General features: G+C 67.4%; 23 protein-coding genes. 9 read left to right on the plus strand and 14 right to left on the minus strand.

Annotated features, from left to right (window positions below):
• Positions 1-7: 7 nt before the first annotated feature.
• Positions 8-778, plus strand: a complete 771-nt coding sequence (locus tag ACEOAB_RS26240) for an SDR family oxidoreductase (RefSeq protein ID WP_413749702.1) — start codon at positions 8-10, stop codon at positions 776-778.
• A gap of 18 nt (positions 779-796) precedes the next feature.
• Here ACEOAB_RS26240 and ACEOAB_RS26245 read toward each other — a convergent pair whose 3' ends face one another.
• From ACEOAB_RS26245 to glyQ, 6 genes are all read right to left on the minus strand, one after another.
• Entirely contained in the window at positions 797-1780 is a 984-nt protein-coding gene (locus ACEOAB_RS26245) for a M48 family metallopeptidase (RefSeq protein WP_413749701.1), read from the minus strand.
• A gap of 17 nt (positions 1781-1797) precedes the next feature.
• Entirely contained in the window at positions 1798-2565 is a 768-nt protein-coding gene (locus ACEOAB_RS26250; protein WP_007836158.1) for a lysophospholipid acyltransferase family protein, read from the minus strand.
• A complete protein-coding gene (gene gmhB / locus ACEOAB_RS26255) occupies positions 2565-3143 on the minus strand; it encodes a D-glycero-beta-D-manno-heptose 1,7-bisphosphate 7-phosphatase (RefSeq protein ID WP_056595754.1) in 579 nt (192 codons plus the stop codon). The genes ACEOAB_RS26250 and gmhB overlap by 1 nt, the downstream gene beginning before the upstream one ends.
• A 37-nt stretch (positions 3144-3180) precedes the next feature.
• Entirely contained in the window at positions 3181-5313 is a 2133-nt protein-coding gene (gene glyS, locus ACEOAB_RS26260; RefSeq protein ID WP_056595763.1) for a glycine--tRNA ligase subunit beta, read from the minus strand.
• Positions 5314-5408: 95 nt separating this feature from the next.
• Positions 5409-5960: a metal-dependent hydrolase gene (locus ACEOAB_RS26265; protein ID WP_056595765.1), complete on the minus strand. Its 552-nt coding sequence runs from the start codon at positions 5958-5960 to the stop codon at positions 5409-5411.
• Between the two features lie 25 nt (positions 5961-5985).
• The gene (glyQ, locus tag ACEOAB_RS26270; protein ID WP_056595769.1) at positions 5986-6894 is read right to left on the minus strand and encodes a glycine--tRNA ligase subunit alpha; all 909 of its coding nucleotides are present in this window, start codon (positions 6892-6894) and stop codon (positions 5986-5988) included.
• A gap of 263 nt (positions 6895-7157) precedes the next feature.
• On the opposite strand from glyQ, the gene ACEOAB_RS26275 reads away from it, so the two are divergent.
• Positions 7158-7877 (plus strand): phosphatase PAP2 family protein, encoded by a 720-nt coding sequence (locus ACEOAB_RS26275; protein ID WP_495653200.1) that lies wholly within the window; start codon positions 7158-7160, stop codon positions 7875-7877.
• Positions 7878-7962: 85 nt separating this feature from the next.
• Here the strand turns inward: ACEOAB_RS26275 and ACEOAB_RS26280 are convergent, their stop codons facing one another.
• Positions 7963-9033: an asparaginase gene (locus ACEOAB_RS26280; protein WP_056595776.1), complete on the minus strand. Its 1071-nt coding sequence runs from the start codon at positions 9031-9033 to the stop codon at positions 7963-7965.
• 150 nt (positions 9034-9183) lie between these two features.
• On the opposite strand from ACEOAB_RS26280, the gene ACEOAB_RS26285 reads away from it, so the two are divergent.
• Entirely contained in the window at positions 9184-9861 is a 678-nt protein-coding gene (locus ACEOAB_RS26285; RefSeq protein ID WP_157609054.1) for a TetR/AcrR family transcriptional regulator, read from the plus strand.
• Positions 9862-9937: 76 nt separating this feature from the next.
• Here ACEOAB_RS26285 and ACEOAB_RS26290 read toward each other — a convergent pair whose 3' ends face one another.
• The 5 genes from ACEOAB_RS26290 to ACEOAB_RS26310 all read right to left on the minus strand — a co-directional run bounded on the left by ACEOAB_RS26290 (position 9938) and on the right by ACEOAB_RS26310 (position 15203).
• On the minus strand, positions 9938-10330 hold the full coding sequence (locus tag ACEOAB_RS26290; RefSeq protein WP_495653201.1) for a hypothetical protein: 393 nt from the start codon (positions 10328-10330) through the stop codon (positions 9938-9940).
• 252 nt (positions 10331-10582) lie between these two features.
• The gene (locus tag ACEOAB_RS26295; protein WP_413749183.1) at positions 10583-11611 is read right to left on the minus strand and encodes a Csu type fimbrial protein; all 1029 of its coding nucleotides are present in this window, start codon (positions 11609-11611) and stop codon (positions 10583-10585) included.
• The gene (locus ACEOAB_RS26300) at positions 11608-14016 is read right to left on the minus strand and encodes a fimbria/pilus outer membrane usher protein (RefSeq protein ID WP_413749184.1); all 2409 of its coding nucleotides are present in this window, start codon (positions 14014-14016) and stop codon (positions 11608-11610) included. Before ACEOAB_RS26300 ends, ACEOAB_RS26295 begins: the two co-directional genes overlap by 4 nt.
• Positions 13967-14695: a fimbrial biogenesis chaperone gene (locus ACEOAB_RS26305; protein ID WP_413749185.1), complete on the minus strand. Its 729-nt coding sequence runs from the start codon at positions 14693-14695 to the stop codon at positions 13967-13969. Before ACEOAB_RS26305 ends, ACEOAB_RS26300 begins: the two co-directional genes overlap by 50 nt.
• Before the next feature lie 10 nt (positions 14696-14705).
• Entirely contained in the window at positions 14706-15203 is a 498-nt protein-coding gene (locus ACEOAB_RS26310) for a Csu type fimbrial protein (RefSeq protein WP_413749186.1), read from the minus strand.
• 409 nt (positions 15204-15612) lie between these two features.
• Between ACEOAB_RS26310 and ACEOAB_RS26315 the strand changes: the two genes are divergently transcribed.
• From ACEOAB_RS26315 to ACEOAB_RS26340, 6 genes are all read left to right on the plus strand, one after another.
• The gene (locus ACEOAB_RS26315) at positions 15613-16884 is read left to right on the plus strand and encodes an amidohydrolase family protein (protein ID WP_413749187.1); all 1272 of its coding nucleotides are present in this window, start codon (positions 15613-15615) and stop codon (positions 16882-16884) included.
• A gap of 17 nt (positions 16885-16901) precedes the next feature.
• Positions 16902-17765, plus strand: a complete 864-nt coding sequence (locus ACEOAB_RS26320) for a creatininase family protein (RefSeq protein ID WP_413749188.1) — start codon at positions 16902-16904, stop codon at positions 17763-17765.
• A gap of 74 nt (positions 17766-17839) precedes the next feature.
• Positions 17840-18823 carry an ABC transporter substrate-binding protein gene (locus tag ACEOAB_RS26325; protein ID WP_413749189.1) on the plus strand — a complete coding sequence of 328 codons (984 nt, stop codon included), beginning with the start codon at positions 17840-17842 and terminating at the stop codon, positions 18821-18823.
• Positions 18824-18835: 12 nt separating this feature from the next.
• Positions 18836-19666 carry an ABC transporter ATP-binding protein gene (locus ACEOAB_RS26330; RefSeq protein WP_413749190.1) on the plus strand — a complete coding sequence of 277 codons (831 nt, stop codon included), beginning with the start codon at positions 18836-18838 and terminating at the stop codon, positions 19664-19666.
• Positions 19663-20469, plus strand: coding sequence for an ABC transporter permease (locus tag ACEOAB_RS26335; protein WP_413749191.1), 807 nt, complete (start codon positions 19663-19665; stop codon positions 20467-20469). The genes ACEOAB_RS26330 and ACEOAB_RS26335 overlap by 4 nt, the downstream gene beginning before the upstream one ends.
• Before the next feature lie 9 nt (positions 20470-20478).
• Positions 20479-21858, plus strand: a complete 1380-nt coding sequence (locus ACEOAB_RS26340) for an FAD-binding oxidoreductase (protein WP_413749192.1) — start codon at positions 20479-20481, stop codon at positions 21856-21858.
• 6 nt (positions 21859-21864) lie between these two features.
• On the opposite strand, the gene lnt is transcribed toward ACEOAB_RS26340, so the two are convergent.
• Positions 21865-23430: an apolipoprotein N-acyltransferase gene (lnt, locus tag ACEOAB_RS26345; RefSeq protein WP_413749193.1), complete on the minus strand. Its 1566-nt coding sequence runs from the start codon at positions 23428-23430 to the stop codon at positions 21865-21867.
• The gene (locus tag ACEOAB_RS26350; protein ID WP_007836122.1) at positions 23430-24308 is read right to left on the minus strand and encodes a CorC family transporter; all 879 of its coding nucleotides are present in this window, start codon (positions 24306-24308) and stop codon (positions 23430-23432) included. The genes lnt and ACEOAB_RS26350 overlap by 1 nt, the downstream gene beginning before the upstream one ends.
• Between the last annotated feature and the right edge of the window lie 41 nt (positions 24309-24349).

The following is a 24349-nucleotide window of genomic DNA, read 5'->3' on the forward strand; positions in this document are numbered from 1 at the left end:
CCGCACCATGGACACCACCCAACTCTTCTCGCTGAAGGGCCGCACGGCGCTGATCACCGGCGGCTCGCGCGGCATCGGCCGCATGATCGCCGAGGGCTACCTGGCCCAGGGCGCGCGCGTGTACATCTCGGCGCGCAAGGCCGCGGCCTGCGACCAGACGGCGAAGGAGCTGTCGGCCTTCGGGCATTGCGTGTCGCTGCCGGCGGACGTGTCGACGCTCGAAGGCGCGCAGGCGCTGGTCGAGGCCTATGCGAAGCACGAAGGCTCGCTGGACATCCTGGTGAACAACGCCGGGGCCGCCTGGGGCGCGCCGTATGAAGAGTTTCCCGAAAACGGCTGGGACAAGGTGGTAGACCTCAACCTGAAGACGCCGTTCTTCCTGACGAAGGCGTTGACGCCGATGTTGAAGAAGGCCGCCACGGATCACCTGGCGAAGGTGATCAACATCGCATCGATCGACGGGATTTCCGTGAATCCGCAGGAGACGTACTCCTATGCGGCGAGCAAGGCGGGGCTGATCCAGCTGACGCGCCGCATGGCCTTGCGGCTGGCGCAGGACCGCATCGCAGTGAGTGCAATTGCACCCGGCGCATTCGCCTCCGACATGAACAAGGACGCTCGCGACCACGGGGACGAGGTCAAGGGCCGCATCCCCGCGGGGCGCATCGGCACGCCGGAAGACATGGCGGGTGCGGCCATCTACCTTGCCTCCCGGGCTGGGGACTATGTGATGGGGTCGACGCTGGTGGTGGACGGAGGCGTTACGCACGCGCGCTGAGCGCGCCCGAGAAATGCCTCAGGACCAGCGGGGAACCGCTTCGTCCTTGAGCTGCTGGCGCAGCAGGTCGTAGTCAGGCATCACGCTCCCGACCGTTTCCCAGAAGCGGTGCGAATGGTCCATCACGCGCAGGTGGGCCAGTTCGTGCGCGACCACGTAGTCGATCACGGGCATGCGGAAATGAATGAGCCGCCAGTTGAGCCGGATCGACCCGTCCGCACTTGCGCTGCCCCAGCGCGTGGCCGCGTTCGACAGCGACAGCTTCTGCCAGCGCACGCCCAGCAGCGGCGCGAAATGATCGAGCCGCTCGATGAACAGGCGCCGCGCCTGCCGCATGAGCCAGGCCTGCGCCGCATCGCGGATCTGCGAAGGCGCCGCGTTCTGTGCCACCGCCAGCCGCAGGATGCGCGGCTCCGTGCCGTCACCGGCATCGAGCGTGCCGCCGACGCTGGCGAAGCCGTGCTTCGGGTCGAGCTGGATCACCACCGGCTCGCCAAGGAACGGAAAACCGGCCCCGTCCCTCCACTCGATGCGCGTGGCTTCGACGCGCGCATGACGCTGCTGCGTTTCAGCGAGCTTGCGCAGGATCCAGTCGGACTTCTCGCGGATGGCCGCATCGACATCGCGCAGCGCCACCCAGCGCGGCGCGCGCACCGACAGGCCTTCGGCACCGACGAGAAAGCCGATGGTCTTGCGCTTGCCGCGCTTGAATTCATAGGCCACGCGCGCAGAGCCGAGCACCACCTCGCGCGAGGCTTGAGGGTGCGCGAAGTTCGCGAGCGCCAGCGTCTCGGCAAGCGGAACCGCCGGCGGCGAGGGTACGGCGTGTTCATCGTCCAGCGCCGAAGGCGCCATGGCAGGAGGAGCCAGAAGAGTCGCGGGCGGTGCCGCAGGCTTCGGCTTCTTCGCCCTGCGCGGCCGCGCCGGGGCGGGTGCCGGCGACGCGAACTCGCTGCCCAGCCCCTCGAACAGGTCCATCGTGAACTGAAGCAGTCCTCCCATGCCGGGCTCTCTGTTCCTCAGCTCACCGCTTCTTGCGCAGACTGCGGGCTGTCGACATAAGCCTCTGGATCGAGGCGGCGCATCTCGGCCTCGATCCAGGCCTCGACCTCGCGCATCAGCTCGTCGGGCTTGCGGCCCACGCTCGAAATGGCCGGGCCGATGGACACGTCGACCACGCCCGGGCGCTTGATGAAGGCCTTGCGCGGCCACACCTTGGCCGAAGTCACTGCAACGGGAATCACCGGTACACCGGTCTCGCAGGCGAGCCGCGTGCCGCCGCTCTTGTAGGTGCCCTTCTGCCCGCGCGGGATGCGCGTGCCCTCGGGAAACATGATGATCCAGATGCCCTGCGCAAGCAGCTTGCGGCCCTGGTTCACCACCTTGTTGAAGGCTTGCGCGCGCTGGCTGCGGTCGATGTGGATCATGTCCAGCCGCGCCATCGCCCAGCCGAAGAAGGGCACGTAGATCAGCTCCTTCTTGAACACGTAGGCCAGCGGGTGCGGCATCAGCGTGGGCATCAGGAAGGTCTCGAGCGTGGACTGGTGCTTCACCAGCAGCACCGCGCCCGCAAGCTTGTCAGTCGGCAGGTTTTCCATGCCGCTCACGCGGGTCTTGATGCCCAGCAGCACGCGCGCGCCGCCGATGGCCCAGCCGAGCCAGCGTTCCGCCATCCAGTAGAGCGGAATGCCGCGCTTCCACAGCGAGCTGACGCACATGATGATGCCCCACGGGATCACGGTGACGAGCATCCACAGCGCGTGGAGAACGGAACGAAAAAACGCCATCAGACAGTCACCTGCAGTACGGCCCGCGCTTCGCGCGCAAGCAAGAAATCGACAAAAGCGGCGAGATCGTCGTGGACCAACGTGTTCGCCGGATATTCGGCAGGCAGCGGATCGATGCCGCGGCAGGCCGCCCCCATGCCCGTGAGCAGCAGGTGCGGCTCGCAGCCGGCGGCCGCACCCGCCTGCAGGTCGCGCAGGCTGTCGCCGCAGGTCGGGATGCCCTTGAGGTCGATGCCGTAGCGGTCGCCGATCTGCAGGAACAGGCCCGGCTTGGGCTTGCGGCAGTCGCAGTCCTCGTCGGGGCTGTGCGGGCAATAGAACACGGCATCGACCTTGCCGCCCACCGCCGCGAGCATCTTGTGCATCTTGGCGTGCATCGCATTGAGCGAGGCCATGTCGAACAGGCCGCGGCCCAGGCCCGACTGGTTGGAAGCCACCACCACGTGCCAACCCGCATGGTTGAGCCGCGCCACGGCCTCGAGCGCACCAGGCAGCGGCGTCCACTCGATGTCGCTCTTCACGAAGTCTTCGCGGTGCACGTTGATCGTGCCGTTGCGGTCGAGGATGACGAGTTTCATGGCAGTGCCGCTCCTTTGGGAGACGCCGTGGATGTGGTCAGACAGCCAGCCGCTCGAGCTGGGCCACGCGGTTCATCGCGGCGTGCAGCGACATCAGCAGGCCCAGCCGGTTGAGCCGCAGGTCGGCCTGCTCGGCGTTGACCATCACGCCGTCGAAGAAGGCGTCGACCGGCTCGCGCAGCGCGGCCAGCGTCTGCAGCGAGGCGGTGTAGTCGCCGGCCTCGAATTGCGCGTTGGCGGCGGGCACGACCTGCGCCATGGCCGCATGCAGCGCCTTCTCAGCCGGCTCGTGCAGCAGCAGTTCGCTGACATGCGCGTCGGCCTCGGGGGCCTTCTTGAGGATGTTGCCGATGCGCTTGTTCGCGGCGGCCAGCGCGGCGGCGGCGGGCAAGGCGGCAAAAGCGCGCACAGCGGCCAGCAGCTTGGGCACTTCGCCCAAGCGCTGCGGGCGCGGTGCCAGCACGGCATCGACTTCCTGCGCGCTGGCGCCCTGCTCGCGCAGGCTGCCGGCGAGGCGGTCGAGGATGAAGTCCTGCAGCTCGACCGTGGCCTTGCCGCCGTCGAAACCGTCGATGGCCTTGAACTGCGCGGCGGCGTCCTGCAGCAGGGCGTCGAGCCCCAGCGCGAGGTCTTTCTCGATCAGCATGCGCAGCACGCCCAGCGCATGGCGGCGCAGCGCGAACGGGTCGCGGTCGCCGGTGGGCAGGTTGCCGATGCCGAACATGCCGACCAGCGTCTCGAGCTTGTCGGCCAGCGCGACCACGAGGCCCACGCTGTTGCGCGGCAGCTCGTCGCCGGCGAAGCGCGGCTTGTAGTGGTCTTCGATGGCGTCGGCCACCGAGGCGTCCAGGCCGTCGTGCAGCGCGTAGTAGCGGCCCATGGTGCCCTGCAGCTCGGGGAACTCGCCGACCATGTCGGTCACGAGATCGGCCTTGGCGAGTTGAGCGGCCTGCGTGGCGTGCGCGGCCAGCGATACATCGCCGAGCTTCTCTGCAATGCCGCGCGCGATGTGCATCACGCGCTGCACGCGCTCGCCCTGCGTGCCAAGCTTGTTGTGATAGACCACCTTGCCCAACGACTCGACGCGCGAGGCCAACGACTTCTTGCGGTCCTGGTCGAAGAAGAACTTGGCGTCGGCCAGGCGCGGGCGCACGACGCGCTCGTTGCCTTCGACGACCGCGCTCGCATCGTCGGGGCTGATGTTGCTGACCACCAGGAACTTGTTGGTGAGCTTGCTCGACGCATCGAGCAGCGGAAAGTATTTCTGGTTGGCCTTCATCGTGAGGATCAGGCATTCCTGCGGCACTTCGAGGAACTCGCGCTCGAAGCTGCAGACCAGCACGTTGGGGCGCTCGACCAGCGCGGTCACTTCGTCGAGCAGCGCGTCGTCGTGGATCGGCACCGAGCCGCCGCCGACCTCCACTGCCGCCGCAGCCAGCTGGCGCGCGATTTCGGCGCGGCGCGCCTCGAAGCTCGCGATGACGGCGCCGTCTTCCTGCATCTGCAGCGCATAGCTGTTGGCATCGCGCAGCACGACCGGATCGACCGCCGCCTCGAAGCGATGGCCGTGCGTCTCGCGGCCGGCCTTCAGGCCCAGCGCCTCGATGGCCACCACGGTGTCGCCGTGCAGCGCGACGAGGCCGTGCGCCGGGCGCACGAAGCTCACGCTGGTCCAGCCGGGCAGCTCGCTGCCTTCTTCGAGCTGGTAGCTCATGACCTTGGGAATCGGCAACCTGGCAATGGCTTCGGCCAGCGCCTTCTGCAGGCCTTCGGCCAGCGTGGCGCCCTTGGCGGTGCTTTCGTAGAACAGGGCTTCGGCCTTGCCGTCCATGGCGCGCTTCAGGCCGGGCACGGCGGAAGCATCGGCGCCCAATGCGCCCAGGCGCTTGAGCAGCGCGGGCGTGGGCTGGCCCGAGGCATCGAGGCCCACGGCCACAGGCATGAGCTTTTGCGACACGGCCTTGTCGGCGGCGCGCTCGGCAACGTGCGTGAGGTGCGCAGCCAGGCGGCGCGGCGAGGCATAGGCGGTGAGCACGGCGCCGGATGCGGCGAGCCCTTGCGCCACGAGCTGGTCGCGCAGCACGCCGGCAAAGGCATCACCGAGCTTCTTCAGCGCCTTGGGCGGCAATTCCTCGACAAACAGTTCGACAAGAAGGCTGGCAGACGACATGGCTCAGAGCGTTGTTGGAAATGGGCCGCGAGCGGCACCGGTCACGGGCACGCAGCGAAGCGGCACCGTGGAGGGGAAAGAAGAAAAGACCGAATTCATGCGGCAACGGCGCCGTGGCGCCGCTCCACGGAACGACGCGCAACCAGCGCGAGCACCGCGGTCGCCAGCAGCGGCGCCCACACGGTGGCCATCTCGTTGAACAGCACCTGCGCGCCGCGCGGCGAGAAGAACTTCTTCAGGGCGATCGGCGACACCTCGATGGGCCGCCACGGGCTGAAATAGCGCACGTCGCTGAACGGCCAGAAGAAGGCGATGCCGATGCCGCCGTTGGTCAGCATGTCCAGCAGCGGATGCGACACGGTGCACAGCGCAATCCACGCCCAGCCCGCCGCCCGGCGCATGCCCCAGCGCGGCGCGAGCCACCAGCCCGCAAGGCCCAACAGCAGCGCGAACACCAGCGTGTGCGTGAAGCCGCGGTGGCCCGCCATGCCGCCGTAGGCGATGCCGAGCTTGAAGGCCAGGCCGTCGAAGTCGGGCACGATGGACGCGAGCATGCCCGCGAGCAGCGCCGACACCGGCACGCGCCGCGTGCCCAGCGCAATGGCTGCGCAGACGGGAACGGCGACGTGGGTGAAGACGGTGGGCATGGGAAAGGAGGTGCGCGAAGCTGCTTCAGGCAGCCTTCTTCGGAGGAATCTGCGCGACCCATTCGCGAGGCGCCATCGGGAAGCCCAGGCGCTCGCGGCTGTCGTAGTAGCTCTGCGCGACGGCGCGCGCGAGGTTGCGGATGCGGCCGATGTAGGCGGCGCGCTCGGTCACGCTGATGGCGCCGCGCGCGTCCAGCAGGTTGAAGCTGTGCGCAGCCTTGAGCACCTGCTCGTAGGCCGGCAGCGCGAGCTGCTCGGTCATGAGGTTCTTGGCCTGCTTCTCGTGCGCGGCGAAGGCAGTGAACAGGAACTCGGCGTCGCTGTGCTCGAAGTTGTAGGTCGACTGCTCGACCTCGTTCTGCTTGTAGACGTCGCCGTAGCTGAGGCCATCCGTCCACGTGAGGTTGTAGACGTTGTCCACGCCCTGCAGGTACATCGCCAGGCGCTCCAGGCCGTAGGTGATTTCGCCGGTGATGGGCTTGCAGTCGATACCGCCGACCTGCTGGAAATAGGTGAACTGCGTCACCTCCATGCCGTTGAGCCACACCTCCCAGCCCAGGCCCCAGGCGCCGAGCGTGGGGTTCTCCCAGTCGTCTTCCACGAAGCGGATGTCGTTCTTCTTCAGGTCGAAGCCCAGCGCTTCGAGACTGCCCAGGTAGAGCTCGAGGATGTTGCTGGGCGCCGGCTTGAGCACCACCTGGTACTGGTAGTAGTGCTGCAGGCGGTTGGGGTTCTCGCCGTAGCGGCCGTCCTTGGGGCGGCGGCTGGGCTGCACGTAGGCGGCCTTCCAGGGTTCGGGGCCGAGCGCGCGCAGGAAGGTGGCGGTGTGCGAGGTGCCCGCGCCCACTTCCATGTCGTACGGTTGCAGCAGCGCGCAGCCCTTGTCGGCCCAGTACGACTGCAGTTTGAGAATGATTTGTTGGAAGGTCAGCATGGCTCTGCGTGAAGGCGGCCGCCCGGCGGGAGAAGGACCCGCGGCGCAACGAACCGGCTATTTTACGAGGCAGTGGACGGTCAGGAACGGCCCGCTATGCTCGACCTCCCCTTTGAAACCCCCGCCGACACGCCGTGATTCGCCTGCACCTGCCGTCCGCCCGCCCCGCCCATGTCCGTTGAAGATGCCGCATTGATCGCCCTGGGAGAGCACCTCGGCGCCCAGGCCTGGCCCGGATTCCTGTTCTTCTGGCGGTGCTGACCGTGGCAGCCGGCCTCGCGGCTTGGGGCTTCGAGCACCTGCGGCGCCGGCATGCGGCACAGCCCGAACCGGGCACGGGCCTGCTGTTCGGCGGGCTGGCCATCGGCGCGGCGTCGGTGGTCGCTCTGGCCTGGATGTTCGCCGAAGTGGCGGAAGGCCTCGGCAATGGCCGGCCGATGGGCCTGCTCGATGAGACGATCAGCCGCGCCGTGGGCACGTACACACCGGCGGGCGTGCGGGAAATGTTCTCGTGGCTCACCCACGTGGGCGACCCGATCGTCGCGGTGCTGCTGTGCACCGTCGTGGCGGTGGCGCTGTGGCTGCGCGAGCACCGCGGCTTCGCAGTCGGCTGGGTCGCGGCCGTCGTCGGCAACGCAGGGCTGAACCACACGCTCAAGCTCATCTTCGAGCGCACGCGGCCGGTGCACGATTTCGGCGTCGCGCAGGTGTCGGGCTATTCCTTTCCGAGCGGCCACAGCTCGGGCGCGATGGTGCTCTACGGCATGCTGGGCTACCTCGGGCTGCGCATGCTGTCGCCGCGCTGGCGGGTGCCGTCGGTGATGGCGGCGACGGCGGTGGTGATCACCGTGGCCTGCAGCCGAATCTTCGTGCGGGCGCACTTCCCGAGCGACGTGCTCGCAGGGCTGTGCTCGGGCGGCGCGTGGCTGGCAATCTGCATCGCGAGCATCGAGTACGCGCGGCACCATCGCGGCCCGCGCTGAGCGGACCCGCCAACGAAAAGGCCGCAGCGGCTTTCACCGCTGCGGCCCGATTCAGCCAAGGCACCGAACGCGCCCTGGGGAGAGATCAGTACTCCCAGAAGATGCGCTGCAGTTCCTTGGTGTTGCTGGTCTTGGTCAGCGCGACCATTGCCAGGATGCGGGCCTTCTGCGGACGCAGGTCGTGCGCCACCACCCAGTCGTACTTGTCGTCGGGCTGCTCGGCATTGCGGATCACGAAGCCGTCGGGCACACGGGCGCTGCGGATCACGATCACGCCGTCGGCGCGCGCCTTCTGCAGGTTCGGCACGATGCGGTCGGCCACCGAGCCATTGCCCGTACCGCCGTGGATCAGCGCCTTGGCGCCGCTCTTGGCGATCGCGTCGATGGCCACCGACGACACGCCTTCGTAGCCCATCGCGATCTCGACCGGCGGCAGCGCGTTGATGCTGTCGATGTCGAACTCCGAGTTCATGGTGTGGCGCTTGACCGGTGCGCGGAACCAGTAGTTCCTGCCCTCGACGATCATGCCCAGCGGACCCCACTGGCTGGAGAAGGCGTTGGTCTTGATGTTGACGTTCTTGCTCACGTCACGGCCGGTGTCGATGTTGTCGTTCATCGTCACCAGCACGCCCTTGCCCATCGCGTCCTTGCTGCCCGCCACGTTCACCGCGTTGTACAGGTTGAGCGCGCCGTCGGCCGACAGCGCCGTGCCCGGACGCATCGAGCCGACCACGATGATCGGCTTGCTGGTATGGACCGTCAGCGTCAGGAAGTAGGCGGTTTCTTCGAGCGTGTCGGTGCCGTGCGTGATGACGATGCCGTCCACGTCGGCTTGCTTCGACAGTGCCGACACGCGCTTGGCCAGCGTCAGCAGGTTGTCGTTGGTGAGGCTTTCCGATGCGACCTGGAACACCTGTTCGCCGCGCACGTTCGCCACCTTGGAGAGCTCCGGCAGGCCGGCGATCAGCTTCTCGACGCCGACCTTGGCGGCCGCGTACGTGGCGCTGTTGACGGCCGAGGCGCCGGCCCCGGCGATGGTGCCGCCGGTGGCGAGGATCACCACGTTGGGCAATGCCTGCTGCGCCTGCGCGAGCGCGCTGGCCGCCAGCATTGCGGCGCCGGCCGCGAAGGCACGGAAACGGGGGGAAAGGTACATGGAGAACTCCTGTGTTGAAGTGGAATCTTTCGAGGCGGCGAGGAAGATACATGAATCGTGCCCGCATGCCCTGCGCGTTCATGCCGGCATGGCATGTGGTCATGCGCGAGGGATTACCATCGGCCGCGCGCACCGCGCCTTCCCGCCACCATGACCGCCGATCCAGCCGCCCTCCCCGTTTCGACCGCCCAGGAAATGCCCGCCCCCGACGGCCCGCTGTCGCGCGCGCGGCCCGGGCGCGAACGCATCATGGCGGCGATCCGCGCCGCGGCGGTCACCGAGTTCAGCCTGCACGGGCTGAAAGGCACCTCGACCCAGGCCATCGCGGCGCGCGCCGGCCTCACCAAGCCCCAGCTTCACTACTACATCGCCGGCAAGGAAGAGCTCTACGAAGAACTGCTGATGCAGGTGTTGCACGCGTGGAAGGTGGTGTTCTCCTTCGAGGACGCGAGCGACCCGGCCACGGTGCTCGGCGGCTACATCCGCAAGAAGCTCGACCACGCCTTCGACAGCCCCGAGATGTCGCGCATCTTCACGCGCGAGATCCTCGACGGCGGGCGCAACCTCGACCGCTATTGGCCCAACGCACGGGCCTGGACGCAGAAGAAGATCGACGTGATCAACGGCTGGATCGCGCGCGGGCAGATGCGCCCGCTCGACGCGCGCATCCTGCTGATGCACATCTGGGCCATGACCCAGAGCTATGCCGACTACGCGATCCAGACGCGCGTGATGCTCGGCCTGCCGCCCGACGCGCCGATCGATCGCGAGCCCATCGCGCGGGAACTCGTGGCCTTCGTGTTGAACGGGTGCGGCATCGAGGGCTGAGCGCCGCGCACAGGTCAAGGTTGGCTGGGCGCTCGATGCCAATCACCCGAATCGGTGCTTTCGCTTTGCTTGCTGCCTAGTAAGTCACCATCACCCGCATCGCATTGCTGCCGTCGCCGGTCGCCGCCGTTGCCGCCTGCGGCGGAGCGCCGCCGGCGGCCGCAGCCATCGCACCGACCGCCCCGCGCCAGGCTGGGCTGAGGCTGTCGCGGCCATCGGCATCGTTGCCGGCCACCGTGAACCTCGTTTCTCCGATCCTGTCGAACCGGTACTCGCGACCCTTGATGAGCACCGACGCCATGTTGGTCCAGACGCGGTACTCATACCCGCCCTTCGCTGGCGTGACCTCGAGCACCTTGAAGGTCGGAAGAACGACCATCGTGAGGCTAAACCGGCCCGTCGCGCTGTTCATAGGGCGCATCGGCTCCGCGGAGCTGATCCGCGGTTGCAAGGACAGCAAGAGCAGCATGCCAACGGCGGCCAGTGATGGAGCCGTTCGCGGCGACCGCAACGCAGTCGCCCTTGCAGGACGCATGTTTCCGGACATGAGAACTCCTCTCGTCGCAGCCTGGTGGAGAGCATCGCATCGATGCCCAGCCTGGTCTATCGGCAGAGTCGCGGGAAAATGAGGGTAACCCGGGCGCTATTCTTCGCGCATTGCCCGCAATTTGCCAGCAGGCTTTTTCGTGCCGGTGCAGCCGCCGGCGCAGCTGAGTTCAGCTCAGTAGGTGACGTTGACCGTCACGACGTCACGGTAGCTGTCCGGCCGCACGTTGGCGCTGGTGCCCAGAACGCGGCCGTACACGGTCAGCGTCTGGGCCGCTCCGGTGCCGGTTCCGGCGACGGTGTTGGTGCCCGTGACACTGCCCCAGGGGCTCGAGCGGGCGGCATCGCGGTAGAGCCGGTAAGCCACCGTGTCCGTGTTGCCGGGCACGCCCCCCGTCGGCGACATCACCCCTGCGCCGGTCGTCGCGCCATTGGATGGCAACAACGCGACCGTGTAGGCGGTGGGTGTCGTGCAGGTGACGCTGATCGTGCTGGTCTGATCGGAATTGGCGGCGCCCGGCAGGCCTTCGACGGTGCCGAAGTTCAACGGATTGGCCGTGACCAGGCAGCTCTTGGCGATGGTTGCGCTGACCACGAAGGGGAAGGTGTCCGACACTGCTGTGCCGCAGGTCGTCGGCGCGGAGCCCGTGTTCGACGTGAGCGTGATCGAGGTGTGCACGGTGCCAAAGTTGTCCTGGTACGCGCCTGGAGGTGCCGTGCTCTGGAGGCCGAGTATTTGCCCGGCCATGGTGGCGCTTCCCGACGTGGTTCCCGAAACGCCACCACTGCGGCGAGGAATACTTATGTTGACCGCGAAGGGGCTTGGCACCGTCGTGTTGCCAATCGAACCCCAGATCGTGCCGCCCGTCGTCCCCTGGTAGAGCTGGAACCTCAAGCCGTTCAAGGCGCTGTCTCTCATGACGCGCGGATTGAAGTTGGTGAGGCCTTCGTCGCCGTCGCCAATGTTGAAGCAGACCCTGGCGAACGTGGCGGTGCTGCCGGTGTTGGTGCAGGTGTAGCTCAGCGTGGCGGTGGTGGATGGCGCACTCCCATCGACCAGATCGACCGTGCCGAAAGCCACGTTTGTCATCGTCGCCGTGCAGCTGACCTGCGCCTGCGCGGTGCCCACCGGCAGCCACCACAGCAGCACGCAGAACAAGGGCAGGCGCAGGGCCTGCAACGTGCGGGTCAGAAAATGACTCATGGCGTCTTGGCCTCCGTGGCGCAGCGCAGCGGGCCGATCTGTGGAATTCCGGCGCCGTCCTTGCGATAGTCGAAACTGGCCCGGCAGTGGCCGCCGGGCGTCTGCACGTCGAGCGTGTTGCGCGCCTCGACCGACTCGAGGTACACCGCGCCGTCGAAGCCGACCAGCGCCGGCTCGCCTTGCCTGTTGATGCGCACCCGGCTGCCCACCGGCAGGGGCTTGCCCGCCTCGTCCACCAGCAGGAGCGCGGCCGCGTTCACCGGCGTGATGCCGAAGCGCACCAGGGTGCCGGCACGGTCGCTCGGGGTAGCAATGGTTTTCACGCGTTCGATCCTCACGTCGGCGGGCAATTGCATCGGATCGATGGACAGCTGGTTTTTCTGGTAGGCGCGCAGCGGCGCCACCAGCAGCATGCCATGGTCGTCCGTGGTGCCGATGTCCCGGTTCTCCAGCCTCACCGGCACGCCGGCGATGCCGTCGGTGGAGACCACCGCAAAGGCGTCGTCGATGTGCCGGGCCGCGAAGGGCTGGCCGCCCATGAACGCGATCGACCCGGTGGCGCCGGCGTAGGCGTAGCGGCTGTCGCCAAGCACGCTGATGCCCGCCATGGCGCGGCCGTAGCGGCCCAGGTAGTCGACCTGGGCCTGCCCGCCGCTCTGGCCGCCGCCCTGACGCAGGCCGGCGCGCCAGCCGATGCCGCCATCGCCCTGCATTGAGCTTTGCGCGTCGGCGGTGTAGATGGTGCTGTCGCGGTCGCGCTGCATCCCGGTGCTGGCCGTGACCTTGCCGTCCAACGCCCAGGTGAAGCCGACGAAGAGGCTGCGCTCTCGCCGGTCATCGAGATTCTGGTTGAGACTCACATTCACCGAGGCGCCGCGTCCCAGTGCGGTGAACCAGTAGACGCTGGCCAGGCGCGTCGGCTGCTGCGCGGGATAGCGCAGGTAAAGGTAGCTGAGACCGAAACTACCGAGGCCGTTGGTGGTGTAGCCGACGGATGCACGGCCCGAGCCGCTTGCCGGCGCACTGCCGTACAGCGATGCGACATCGCGGTATTCGCCGCGCGTGCGGGTACCTTCGACCGCGAAATTGAAATGGTTGTCGCGCCAGCTGTACCCTAGGTTCAGCAGCGAGCCCGTCTGGCCTTGGTAGCTGCTGCGCGCCACGGCGCCCGTCAGCACGCCGCTCTGGCCGAGCAGCCATGCGCCGCCGACCCCGCCCTTGACCAGTCCCTTGGTGGCTTCGCCATGCGTCTCCAGCGTGAAGCTGTTGCTCACACCGTAGCGCCAGGTGCCAGTGGCGGCGGGATCGTTGCCGTAGTCGGACGAGCGCAGGCCGTAGTTCTTGCGCACCATGCCTAGGTCGATCGACCAGTCGGACAGGCCCTTCTCCAGCAGCCGCTGCGTGTCGTACAGCGAGAAGTCCAGCGTCGTCGCGCGGCCGAAGGCGTCGGTCAGAACCACCTGGGCATTGCCCGCGCCGCTGATGCTCGGAACCGTGTTGAGCTGAAAGGGCCCCGCCGGGACCTGGCCCGTGTACTGGCGCAGGCCGTTGATATAGAGCTCCACTTGCGAAGGCAGCGCGGCCGCTCCCAGGAAAGCCGGCAGCGGCGTGGTAGTGCGATAGGGCTGCAGCGCAAAATTGCGCGACAGCTGGATACCGCCAATCCGCGTGGAGCGCGACCACGGCAGCGAGGCCGTGGTGGTGTCGCCCACGCGAAGGGTCAGCATGTCATCGGGGAATGACTTGCTCCAGGTGGTGTCGAGCCGGACCGAGTCGTGCTGCCAGGCCTCGCCGTCGAGGCGGGTGGCGCGCGTCATTTGCGTGCTGCTGAACACCGAGCTTCCGCTGAACGCGCGCAGTTCAGTCAGTGCGTTGAAGCTGGACGTGTTGTTGCGGCCCTGCGTGCCATAGAGGTCGTAGTTGAGCAACAAGCCGGGCGAAGCGCTGGCCTTCGGCGCGATGACCGTCGACGTGTCAACCACCGTCGTCGGCAGGCGCAGCACATCGGCGGAAGCATTGATCGCGACGCTCTGGTTTGCGGCGTCGTACTTCACCTGCACCCCGGGGAGGCTTTTGAGCCTCACCGGATCGGACACGCCCGCCGGCAGCACGAAGCCCAGCTGCCGCAACGTGGTGGCGCTGGCCCAGAGCTCCCGGCTGCGCAGGCCGAAATGCACCAGTCCCTGGGGGTTGCCGTTGAGGCTCAACTCCAGATAGAGCTCGCTGCCGCTAGGCCCGGAAAGGTCGCCTTCCGCAGCGGATGCGACCAGCCATGAGCCCGATCCGGCTGCGGCGCTCTGGGCCTGAGCAGCCAGCGGCATCAGACCGGAAAGAAGCAGCAGTGGCAACAGGTGCTCAGCGGACGCGTTGAAGCGGCGGAATTTTTTCCTGCGTCGCGTTGCCATTGATCTTCGTTTCCAGAACGCCGCCGGAAGCAAAGGCTTCCGCGGGTGTCTTCAGGGGCCAACGCATGCTCACGCCCGGGAGCACATAGCCCATCAGGCCGGCATGCACCGAGGTGCGTCGGCCGGTGGCATCGACAAAATCCAGATCGGCAAGCTGGGCGTGCATGCCGCCGCTGTTGGCGACTTCGAGCACCGCCTGGCGGCCCTCGGCGCGCAGCGACCATTTGAGCTGAGGCGCAGTCGGCTGCGCGCCCGCGGCGGCGATGAAGATCGGCACCGAATAGCGCAGTACGAGCTGCAGGCCCTTCTTTTCCTTCACCTCGACCGGCAGCTCGTCGATGATGACCCGATACGAGTTTTCGACCGCCCCGGCAGGAGCTGCGGCGCGGATGACACGGATCAGCTGTCGTTCTGACGGGGCCAACTGCACCACCGGCGGGCTCACGAGGAGTTCGCGCGAGGGCGTCAGCTTTTCGGCACCGTTTTCCTGCGACCACTGATAGACCCGCACCTGGGCGTGCACCACGTCGTCGCCGCTGTTGCTAAGCCAGAGACCATCGGCGTTCTGCGTGGCCTGCAGCGTCAGCGTGACCGGAGAAACCTGCAGTCCGCTCGCCGAGGCGACCGCATGCACGAAGGCAAGCGCGAGGACAACGGTGCAACGCAGCAGGTGTCGCATGGGCAATCGATCAGTAGTTGACCTGGACGGTCACGGTGTCAGCGTAGGCACCAGGCGTCACGTTGACGCTTGCGACCGTGGCGTACACCGGGATCGTTTGAGCCGCGCCGGTGCCGGTGCCGGCCACGGTGTCCGTACCGGTGCTACCCCAGATCGCACCCGTCGGGCTCACCGAGCGGAGCTGGTAGGGAATGGTGTCCGGGCCGGCCACGAGAGGGCTCATCACGCCGGCGCCGAGGGTGAGGTTGTTCGACGGCAGCATCCCGATGTTGTAGGGCGTCGACTTGGAGCAGGTCACGCTGATGTTGTTGGTAGCGGACAGGGCAGTGGCGGTGGAATCCACCGTGCCGAAGTTGATGTTCGACGTCGCACCCGCGGTGACCGAACAGGCCTTTGCCACGGTGATGAGGACCTGGAACGTGGCAGTGGCCGGGCTCGTGGCTGCCAGAACTGCGCTGGTGGCCGTGACGGCAAGAATGGCTGCGAAGATGTAAGAAAGTTTTTTCATGAGGAGTGCCTACAGATCAATGAAGAAGAGTAACTGAGGTCCAAAGTTCACATTTTTGGAAATGTGGATTTTAGTTAACAAACTATAAAAAGAGTGCGCCGATGTTACGTAAAGAGTCGAGGCCGCCCGCTGATCCGTTGCGTTTTCGCCGATTTATGTGACTTCTGTTACGAAACACAACTGAGGTGGAGCCGATTTTTGAGGCCATCGCGCAACTCGACCACCCATAGAACCAAACCGGTGCGCCCGCACTGGCACGTCGCTTGCATTACCTGACCACTTGCTCTGATTAATCGGTCAAACACAACATGCACGTGCTCATCGCCTGCGGCCACCCGGTCGAAACCAGCTTCCATGCTGCGCCGCACCAAGAGGTGCCGAATCTGCGCGCCGCCGCGCACGAGGTGGCATGAACGCTCCCGCCCTGCTCGACAACGTGCGCCTGCCGCGCTGGCTGCTGCCGGTGAACTGGCCACAAGGCAACGGTGTGCCCGTGCTGGCGCGCATCGCGATCGAGGCCGGCCGCGTGCAGTCGGTGCGCCCTGCGATGGGGATCGACGCCCCGGCAACGGGCTGGGATCTCGCCGGCACGCTGGCGCTGCCCGGCTTCGTCGACGCCCACACGCACCTCGACAAGGCCTTCACCCTGCCACGCATGAAGCAGGTGCAGCCCGGCCTGCTCGGTGCCATCGACGCAATGCTGGGCGACCGTGTGCACTGGACGCCCGCCGATGTGCGCGAACGCGCCGCGCGCGGCCTGCAGTGGGCCTGGGAATGCGGCACCACACACCTGCGTACGCACGTCGACTGGTGGGAGCCCGATACCGTGCCGATGGCCTGGCCGGTGATGGCCGAGTTGGCACAGGAATGGGCCGGCAGGCTGCGGCTGGAACAGGTGAGCCTCATCAAGCTGCCGCTGTTCGAAGACGCGGCACAGGCGATGCGGCTCGCGAAGCAGGTCAAGGCCACCGGGCCGCATGCGCTGCTCGGCGGTTTCGTTCACTCCACCAACTGGAGCGAGAACGCGCTGCGCAACCTGCTGCTGTCGGCGCAGGCCTGCGAGCTCGACATCGACCTGCACGTGGACGAGGAACTCAACGCGTCGGCCGTGGGCCTGCAGACCACGGCCCGCATCCTGCGCGAGATCGGCTACGAAGGCCGCGTGGTCTGCGGCCACATCTGCGCGCTCGCGGCACAGCCCGAGGCGCAGGCCTTCACCACGCTCGATGCGGTGGCGCGCGCGCCGATCACGGTCGTCTCGCTGCCCGCGACCAACCTTCTGCTGCAGGACGCCGTGACCGGCCGCACGCCGCGCCAACGCGGCATCACGCTGGTGAAGGAAGCGCGCGAGCGCGGCATTCCGCTGCTGTTCGCCAGCGACAACGTGCAGGACCCCTTCTGCCGGCTCGGCAGCTTCGACCCCGTAGAGGCGCTGGGCACGGCCGCACTCGTGGCGCAGCTCGACGAGCCCTTCGACACCTGGTCGCAGGCGCTGTGCCGCAGCGACTGGCTGCAGCGCGCGCCCACACCAGCCAGGCCCACGCTGGTCGGCCGCCCCGCCGACCTGGTGCTGTTCACGCAGGCCGACCGCCATGGCTGGCCGTCGCGCACCGCCACCCGCGTGGTGCTGCGCGATGGCCGCGTGACGCGCGGCGACGCGACGCCCTTCCTTCCCCGGTAACGCACACAAGGACTCCCATGCTCCACGGATACATCCCGCCCCATCGCTTCCTGCCCTACCTGAGCTGGACCGAAATCGCCGCGCTGCCCGACCGCGAGAACACCGTCATCGTGCTGCCCTGCGGCGCCATCGAGCAGCACGGGCCGCACCTGCCCTGCTCGGTCGACAGCGTGATCTGCTCGGGCGTGATGGGCAAGGCGCTCGAAAAGCTCCCCGCCGAGGTGCGCGCCTTCGCGCTGCCGACCATCACCTACGGCAAATCGGAGGAGCATCTGCACTTCCCCGGCACGATGACGCTGACCGGCACCACGCTGCTTTCGACCGTGATCGAGATCGGCGAGTCGGTCTATCGCTCGGGCTTTCGCAAGCTGTTGTTCGCCAACGGCCACGGCGGGCAGCCGCAGGTGCTGGAGATGGCAGCGCGCGAGCTGCGCCTGCGCCATGGCGACTTCGTGGTGGTGCCGCACGGCGTGTCGCGCCTGCCGAGCGCGGCCAGCAAGCAGGTGAGCGAGCAGGAGAAGAAGCTCGCGATGCACGCGGGCCATTCCGAGACCGCGCTGATGCTCGCGCTCGCGCCCGAGACGGTGCACATGGAGCACGCGGTTGCCAACTTTCCGCCGCCCTTCCCGATCAAGCTGCTGTCGGCCGACGGCCGCCCGGCCTGCGCATGGACCTCGCGCGACTTCGGCCCGAGCGGCGTGATCGGCGACCCCACCACCGCCACGCGCGAACAGGGCGAAGAAATCCTCGACACGCTCTCCGACAGCTGGGCACAGGCGCTGACCGAACTGCATGCGCTGCGTTGGCTGGTGCGCGAAGAAGCCACCTGGGAGCGTGGGCACCAGCAGGGCTTCATCCAGCAGAGCTTCGAACCCGCCTGAGCCTGCTTCTTGCAACGGCCCCTCCGCTTTTCTCGCTTCTTCTTCAACTCCCCAGCCTTCGAGAGGTTCCCACCATGCGCTCCTTCGCACTGTCCCTGGCCGGCGCCGCCGCCATCGCCTTCCTCGCCGCCGCGCCCGCGCAGGCCGAGGACAAGTTCACCTACATGACCAACTGGTACGCGCAGGCCGAGCACGGCGGCTTCTACCAGGCGCAGGCGCTGGGCATCTACAAGAAATACGGCCTCGACGTGACCATCAAGATGGGCGGCCCGCAGGTCAACATCACGCAGATGATGGCCGCCGGGCAGGCCGACTGCATCATGGGTTCGAGCGACATCCAGATGATGCAGGTGCGTGAAGGCGGCGTGCCGGTGGTCAACGTGGCGGCTTTCTTCCAGAAAGATCCGCAGGTGCTGATCGCGCACGACGACGTCAAGAAGTTCGAGGACCTGAAGGGCAAGACGCTGCTGATCGGCGCGCAGGCGCAGCGCGGCTACTGGCCGTGGCTGAAAGCGAAGTTCGGCTTCACCGATGAGCAGACGCGTCCCTACACCTTCAACATCCAGCCCTTCGTGGCGGACAAGAATGCGGCGCAGCAGGGCTACCTGACCTCCGAGCCCTACGCCATCCAGAAGGCCGGCGTGAAGAGCACCGTGCTGATGTTCAGCGACCACGGCTTCCCGGCGTACGCCACAACCGTGTCGTGCATGGAAAAGACGGTGAAGGAGCGCAGCAAGCAGGTCGCCGCCTTCGTGAAGGCCTCGGCCGAAGGCTGGAAGAGCTACCTGGCCGACCCCGCACCCGCCAACGCGCTGATCAAGAAGGACAACCCCAACATGACCGACGACCAGTTGGCGTACAGCGTCGCCAAGCTCAAGGAAATGGGCATGGTCACCGGCGGGGATGCGGCCAAACTGGGCATCGGCGTGATGACGGATGCGCGCTCCAAGGCGAGCTACGACTTCCTCGTGACGGCCAAGCTGCTCGACCCGGCCAAGGTGGAACTGGCGAAGACCTATACGACCGAATTCGTCAAGGACGCCAAGGTTCTGCCCTGAGTCTTCCGCTTCATGAATCGCATCGAACCCAACACCCTCGCGCCGCCAACGGAGCCCGCCGTGCCCGCGGTGGAAGTTCTCTCGGCCGAGAAGACCTACCCCAACGGCACGCAGGCGCTGCTGCCGGTGGACCTGTCCATCGCCGAAGGCGAATTCGTCACCCTGCTCGGTCCCTCGGGCTGCGGCAAGAGCACGCTGCTGAAGATGGTCGCAGGCATGCTCGAACCCAGCGACGGCCGACTGCTGGTGTGGCGCAAGCCGGTGGCGCAGATCCACAGCTGCCCGCACAAGCTGTCGTTCGTGTTCCAGTCGCCCACGCTGATGCCGTGGGCGAGCGTGCAGACCAACGTGCGCCTGCCGCTGGACCTGGCCGGCGTGCCGCGCAAGGAAGCCGATGCGCGGGTGACGGAATCGCTCGCGCTGGTGGGGCTCGAAAAGTTTGCCGATGCGCTGCCACGCGCGCTCTCGGGCGGTATGCAGATGCGCGTGTCGATCGCGCGCGGCCTCGTCACGCAGCCCGACATGCTGCTGATGGACGAGCCCTTCGGCGCGCTCGACGAGATCACTCGCCACAAGCTCGATGCCGATCTGCTGGAGCTGTGGCGCAAGAAGAAGCTCACTGTGATCTTCGTGACGCACTCGATCCACGAGGCGGTGTTCCTGTCGAGCCGCGTGGTGATGATGGCGGCGCGGCCGGGTCGGGTGGTGGAGGAGTTCCGCATCGACGAGCCTTATCCGCGCAGCGCCGATTTCATGGTGACGTCCGAGTTCGCGCGCTACGCGAAGCAGCTGCAGGACAGCCTGCTGCGCGCCAGCAGTGCCGACGAGGAGACCGCACGATGAAGAAGAACACTCCCCTCCTGAGCCAGCCGCGCGTGCAGCGCGTTCTGTACCCGGTGCTGATCGGTGTGGTGCTGGTCGCGCTGTGGCAATGGATGGTGGTGGCCATGGAGCTGCCGCCCTATCTTGTGCCCTCGCCCTACCTGATGATGCAGACGCTGGTGACCGACTGGGCGCCGCTGGGCAATGCGCTGCTGGTCACGCTGAAGATCACGGTGCTGTCGTTCCTGCTGGCCACGGTGGCGGGCGTTCTGATCTCGTTCCTGTTCGTGCAGAGCAAGCGCATCGAGACCGCGCTCTTTCCGTACGCGGTGCTGCTGCAGGTCACGCCCATCGTGGCGGTCGCGCCGCTGATCATCATCTGGGTGAAGAACCCGGTCGCGGCGATGACGGTGTGCGCGGCACTGGTGGCGCTGTTCCCGATCATCAGCAACACCACGCTTGGCCTGCGCAGCATCGACCCCGACCTGCAGAGCTACTTCAAGCTCAACCGCGCGACGCGCTGGCAGCAGCTGGTGCGGCTGCGCATTCCGAGCGCGCTGCCGTATTTCTTCGGCGGGCTGCGCATTTCGAGCGGCCTCGCGCTGATCGGCGCGGTGGTGGCGGAATTCGTCGCGGGCACGGGCGGCTCGGGCGCGGGGCTGGCCTACCAGATCCTGCAGGCGGGCTTCCAGCTGAACATCCCGCGCATGTTCGCCGCGCTGCTGCTCATTTCCCTCACCGGTGTCGCGCTCTTCGTGCTGATGGCCTGGCTCTCCAAGGTGGCGCTGGGCTCGTGGCATGCGAGCGAACTTTCACAGGATTGAACCTTGACCATGAATGCCCCTGCTTCCGCCATCGAGCAACTGCTGCTCGAACTGCCCCATCTCGACTGGATCACGGACGAGAGCCGCGTCACCCGGCTGTCCTCCGACTTCTCGTGGTTCAGCCCCGTCCTGGTGCGCCAGCTCAAGGACAAGCGCGCCGACGTGGTCGTGCGCCCGCGCACCGAGGAAGAGATCCGCGCGGTGGTCGGCGCCTGCGCGCGCCGCTGTGTGCCCATCACCATCCGCGGCAGCGGCACCGGCAACTACGGCCAGACCACGCCGCTGGCCGGCGGCGTGGTGCTCGACATGACCGGCTACAACACCTGCCTGTGGGTGCGCCCCGGCGTGGCGCGCGCGCAGGCCGGCATCCGCCTGGGCGAGCTGGAGAAGCAGACAAAGCCCACGGGGCAGGAACTGCGCTGCGTCCCATCGACCTACCGCAGCGCCACGCTGGGCGGCCTCTTCGGCGGCGGCTTCGGCGGCGTGGGCTCCATCAACTACGGGCCGCTGGGCGCGCCGGGCAACGTGATCGGCATCCGCGCGATGACCATCGAGGCCGAGCCGCAAGTGGTGGAGCTGCGCGGCGCCGAGGCGATGCGCATGCACCACCTGTGGGGCACCAACGGCCTGGTGCTGGAGTTGGAGATCACGCTGGCACCGGCGCATCCGTGGCTGGAAACGCTGGTGACCTTCGACGACTTCGAAAGCGCGCTGAACTTCGCCGACAAGCTGGCGCACGCGCCGGGCATCGTGAAGCGCGGCGTGACCTTCTTCGCGGCGCCCATCTCCGACCATCTCGCGCAGCTGGCCGCGCATCTGCCCAAGGGCTGCCACACGGTGCTGTCGCTGGTGGCCGAATCGTGCGAGCCCGCGATGCTCCAGCTGGCGGAGGCGCACGGCGGCACGGTGAGCTACCGCAAGACGGCGGCCGAGGTGCAGAAGAGCAACCGCACGCTGATGGAATTCACCTGGAACCACACGACGCTGCACGCACTGAAGATCGACCCGAACCTGACCTACCTGCAGAGCGGCTTCATCCCCGGCAGGCATGTCGAGCAGGTCATCGAGATGGAGAAGCTGCTGGGCGGCGAGCACGGCGAGGTGATGATGCATGTCGAGTTCCTGCGCAACGTGGCCGGCCTCATGACCTGCAGCGGCCTGCAGCTGGTGCGCTTCAGCACCGAGGAGCGGCTGCAGGAGATCATGCGCATCCACCGCGAGCACAGCGTGCATATCAACAACCCGCACGTGAACATCGTGGAAGACGGCAAGGCCGGCGGGCCGCTGCCGCCGGAGGTCATCGAGGTGAAGAAGCGCTTCGACCCGCTGGGGCTGCTGAACCCGGGCAAGCTGCGCGACTGGCCTGTGAAGGCTGCGCCGGCCGCCTGACGAGCTTCAGCGCTGGCGGCGGCCTTGCACCCAGGCCACCGCCACGATGGCCATGGCCAGCAACCAGAGCGGCCAGAGGCCGAACGGCGCCACCCAGCGGGCATAGGGCGTGAGGCCTCGCCGGCCTTCGACGCTGGCTTCGAGTACGCCGCGCGTGAGGCGCGGCAGTTCGTGCGCCACGCGGCCTTCGGCGTCGATCACGACCGTGGCGCCCGTGTTGGTGGCGCGCACCATGGGCCGCGCGAATTCGAGCGCGCGCATGCGCGAGATCGACAGGTGCTCGTCGATGGCCACCGTGTCGCCGAACCACGCGATGTTGCTCACGTTGAGCAGGATGGTGGGGGCCGTGGCCTCGTCCGTGAAGTTCGCGCCGATCTCGTCGCCGAACAAGTCTTCGTAGCAGATGTTCGGCGCGATGCGCTGGCCCTGCCAGACGAACGGCGCCTGCGCGAGCCCGCCGCGTGCGAAGTCGCCGAGCGGGATGTTCATCATCTGGATGAACCAGCGGAAGCCCGGGGGAATGAATTCGCCGAAGGGCACCAGGTGGTGCTTGCTGTAGACGTAGGGCCGCGCGGCGCCGGGCTGGAAGCCGAGCACTGCATTGCTGTACGTGCCCTGCCCTCCCATCGGCAGGCCGACGATGGCGGCCTGCGTGCCCTGGCTGTAGCGCGCCTCGATCGCTTCGAGATAGCCGGCCGGCAGCTGCTGCGGCAAGAGCGGCAAGGCAGTCTCGGGCGTCACGACGAGCGATGCCTTGGCATCGCGCAATTGCTCGCCGTACCAGCGCAGCGCGGTTTCGATGCCGCCGCCGGGAATGAATTTCTCGTCCTGCGGGATGTTGCCTTGCAGGAGCGCAAGCTGGAGATTGCCGGCCGAGCCCTTGGCGCCTTGTACGTCACTGCGCAGCGGCGCAACCAGTTGCGGCGCCGCGAACACGAGCGCGATCAGCACCAGGCCCTGCACGAGCTCGGCGGCGCGCGGCGGCCGGTGCAGCGCGACCAGCGCGACGACCAGCGCCGATGCGGCGCCGATGCCGTAGACGCCGACCCACGGCGCCAGCGCGGCCAGCGGACCTTCGACATGCGCGTAGCCGCCGGCGCCCCACGGGAAACCCGTGAACCAGCTGCCGCGCACGAGCTCGGCCAGCGTCCACAACGCCGCAAAGACGAGCGCGCCTGTCACCCGCCCCTGCGGTCCGCGAACCACGAACCACGCAGCCGCAACCGCGTAGTACAGCCCGAGCGCCGCGGCCAGTGCCAGCACGGCGATGGCCGCGAGCGGCGCCGGCAGCCCGCCGTAGGTGTGCATCGAGATGAAGAGCCACCAGAAGCTGCCGGTAAGCCAGGCAGTCGAGAACAGCCAGCCATGCAGGCCTGCGCGACGCCAGCCCGCGCCCTGCGCGCGCAGGCCGTCGAGCAGCCACACGAACGCGCCGAGCGACAGCAGCTGCAGCCACCACAGCGGCTTGCCGCCCACGGGCGATGCCATCGAAAGCGCCTGCGCGAGCCCGGCGGCACCGAAGCCGAGCAGGCGGAACAGGTTGGCGGAAGGAGAAGCCGGCGCGCCGCGCATCAGTCGGCCGCGTCGCCGCCGCGGGCCGGGGACACCTTGAACCAGCGCACCGCGCCGCCCTTGGTGTGCAGCACCACGAAGTCGAAGCCGCCGATGGCGTGGTGCTCGCCGCGCTTGGGCACATGGCCCATCTCGTGCGCGATCAGGCCGCCGATGGTGTCGAAGTCTTCGCTCAGCTGTTCTTCGTCGAACACGATGCCGAAGGCCTCGGCCACGCGCTCGATGGGCGTGTCGCCCGAGACGCGGTAGGTGTGGTCGGCCAGGCCGAAGATGTCGCCTTCGTCCTCGGCGATGTCGAACTCGTCCTCGATCTCGCCGACGATCTGCTCGAGCACGTCTTCGATGGTGATGAGGCCGGCCACGCGGCCGAACTCGTCGATGACGATGGCCAGGTGGTTGCGGTTGCCGCGGAACTCGCGCAGCAGGTCGTTCAGGCCCTTGCTCTCGGGCACGAAGGTGGCCGGGCGCAGCAGGGCGCGGATGTTCAGGCCCGGCGCGCGCTGCAGCTTGAGCAGGTCCTTCGCGAGCAGGATGCCGATGATGTTTTCTTTTTCGCCCTCGTACACCGGGAAGCGCGAGTGCGCGGTGTCGATGATGAGGTGCAGCAGTGCGTCGAACGGCGCGTCGATGTTCACCAGGTCCATGCGCGGCGCGGCAACCATCACGTCGCCCGCGGTCATGTCGGCCATGCGCAGCACGCCTTCGAGCATCACGCGCGATTCGGCGCCGATCACCTCGTTGTCCTCGGCATCGGCCAGGGTTTCGATCAGCTCGTCGCGCGAGTCGGGACCGGGGTGGATGAATTCGGCGAGCTTCTGGAGAAAGCCGCGCTTGTCTTCCCGTTCGACGGGAGCGCGTTCAGGGTGAGGGTCGGCCACTGCGGGAGGGCTTAGTTGAGGAAGGGACAAGGATACCGGAT

It is taken from the genome of Variovorax sp. Varisp53 (assembly GCF_059491555.1).

Bases quoted from the DNA above. Each gene is read 5' to 3' on its own strand.
- ACEOAB_RS26240 (WP_413749702.1), top strand. From the start codon at position 8: ATGGACACCACCCAACTCTTCTCGCTGAAGGGCCGCACGGCGCTGATC.
- ACEOAB_RS26245 (WP_413749701.1), bottom strand. From the start codon at position 1,780: ATGGGAGGACTGCTTCAGTTCACGATGGACCTGTTCGAGGGGCTGGGC.
- ACEOAB_RS26250 (WP_007836158.1), bottom strand. From the start codon at position 2,565: ATGGCGTTTTTTCGTTCCGTTCTCCACGCGCTGTGGATGCTCGTCACC.
- gmhB (WP_056595754.1), bottom strand. From the start codon at position 3,143: ATGAAACTCGTCATCCTCGACCGCAACGGCACGATCAACGTGCACCGC.
- glyS (WP_056595763.1), bottom strand. From the start codon at position 5,313: ATGTCGTCTGCCAGCCTTCTTGTCGAACTGTTTGTCGAGGAATTGCCG.
- ACEOAB_RS26265 (WP_056595765.1), bottom strand. From the start codon at position 5,960: ATGCCCACCGTCTTCACCCACGTCGCCGTTCCCGTCTGCGCAGCCATT.
- glyQ (WP_056595769.1), bottom strand. From the start codon at position 6,894: ATGCTGACCTTCCAACAAATCATTCTCAAACTGCAGTCGTACTGGGCC.
- ACEOAB_RS26280 (WP_056595776.1), bottom strand. From the start codon at position 9,033: ATGTACCTTTCCCCCCGTTTCCGTGCCTTCGCGGCCGGCGCCGCAATG.
- ACEOAB_RS26285 (WP_157609054.1), top strand. From the start codon at position 9,184: ATGACCGCCGATCCAGCCGCCCTCCCCGTTTCGACCGCCCAGGAAATG.
- ACEOAB_RS26290 (WP_495653201.1), bottom strand. From the start codon at position 10,330: ATGCTGCTCTTGCTGTCCTTGCAACCGCGGATCAGCTCCGCGGAGCCG.
- ACEOAB_RS26295 (WP_413749183.1), bottom strand. From the start codon at position 11,611: ATGAGTCATTTTCTGACCCGCACGTTGCAGGCCCTGCGCCTGCCCTTG.
- ACEOAB_RS26300 (WP_413749184.1), bottom strand. From the start codon at position 14,016: ATGGCAACGCGACGCAGGAAAAAATTCCGCCGCTTCAACGCGTCCGCT.
- ACEOAB_RS26305 (WP_413749185.1), bottom strand. From the start codon at position 14,695: ATGCGACACCTGCTGCGTTGCACCGTTGTCCTCGCGCTTGCCTTCGTG.
- ACEOAB_RS26310 (WP_413749186.1), bottom strand. From the start codon at position 15,203: ATGAAAAAACTTTCTTACATCTTCGCAGCCATTCTTGCCGTCACGGCC.
- ACEOAB_RS26315 (WP_413749187.1), top strand. From the start codon at position 15,613: ATGAACGCTCCCGCCCTGCTCGACAACGTGCGCCTGCCGCGCTGGCTG.
- ACEOAB_RS26320 (WP_413749188.1), top strand. From the start codon at position 16,902: ATGCTCCACGGATACATCCCGCCCCATCGCTTCCTGCCCTACCTGAGC.
- ACEOAB_RS26325 (WP_413749189.1), top strand. From the start codon at position 17,840: ATGCGCTCCTTCGCACTGTCCCTGGCCGGCGCCGCCGCCATCGCCTTC.
- ACEOAB_RS26330 (WP_413749190.1), top strand. From the start codon at position 18,836: ATGAATCGCATCGAACCCAACACCCTCGCGCCGCCAACGGAGCCCGCC.
- ACEOAB_RS26335 (WP_413749191.1), top strand. From the start codon at position 19,663: ATGAAGAAGAACACTCCCCTCCTGAGCCAGCCGCGCGTGCAGCGCGTT.
- ACEOAB_RS26340 (WP_413749192.1), top strand. From the start codon at position 20,479: ATGAATGCCCCTGCTTCCGCCATCGAGCAACTGCTGCTCGAACTGCCC.
- lnt (WP_413749193.1), bottom strand. From the start codon at position 23,430: ATGCGCGGCGCGCCGGCTTCTCCTTCCGCCAACCTGTTCCGCCTGCTC.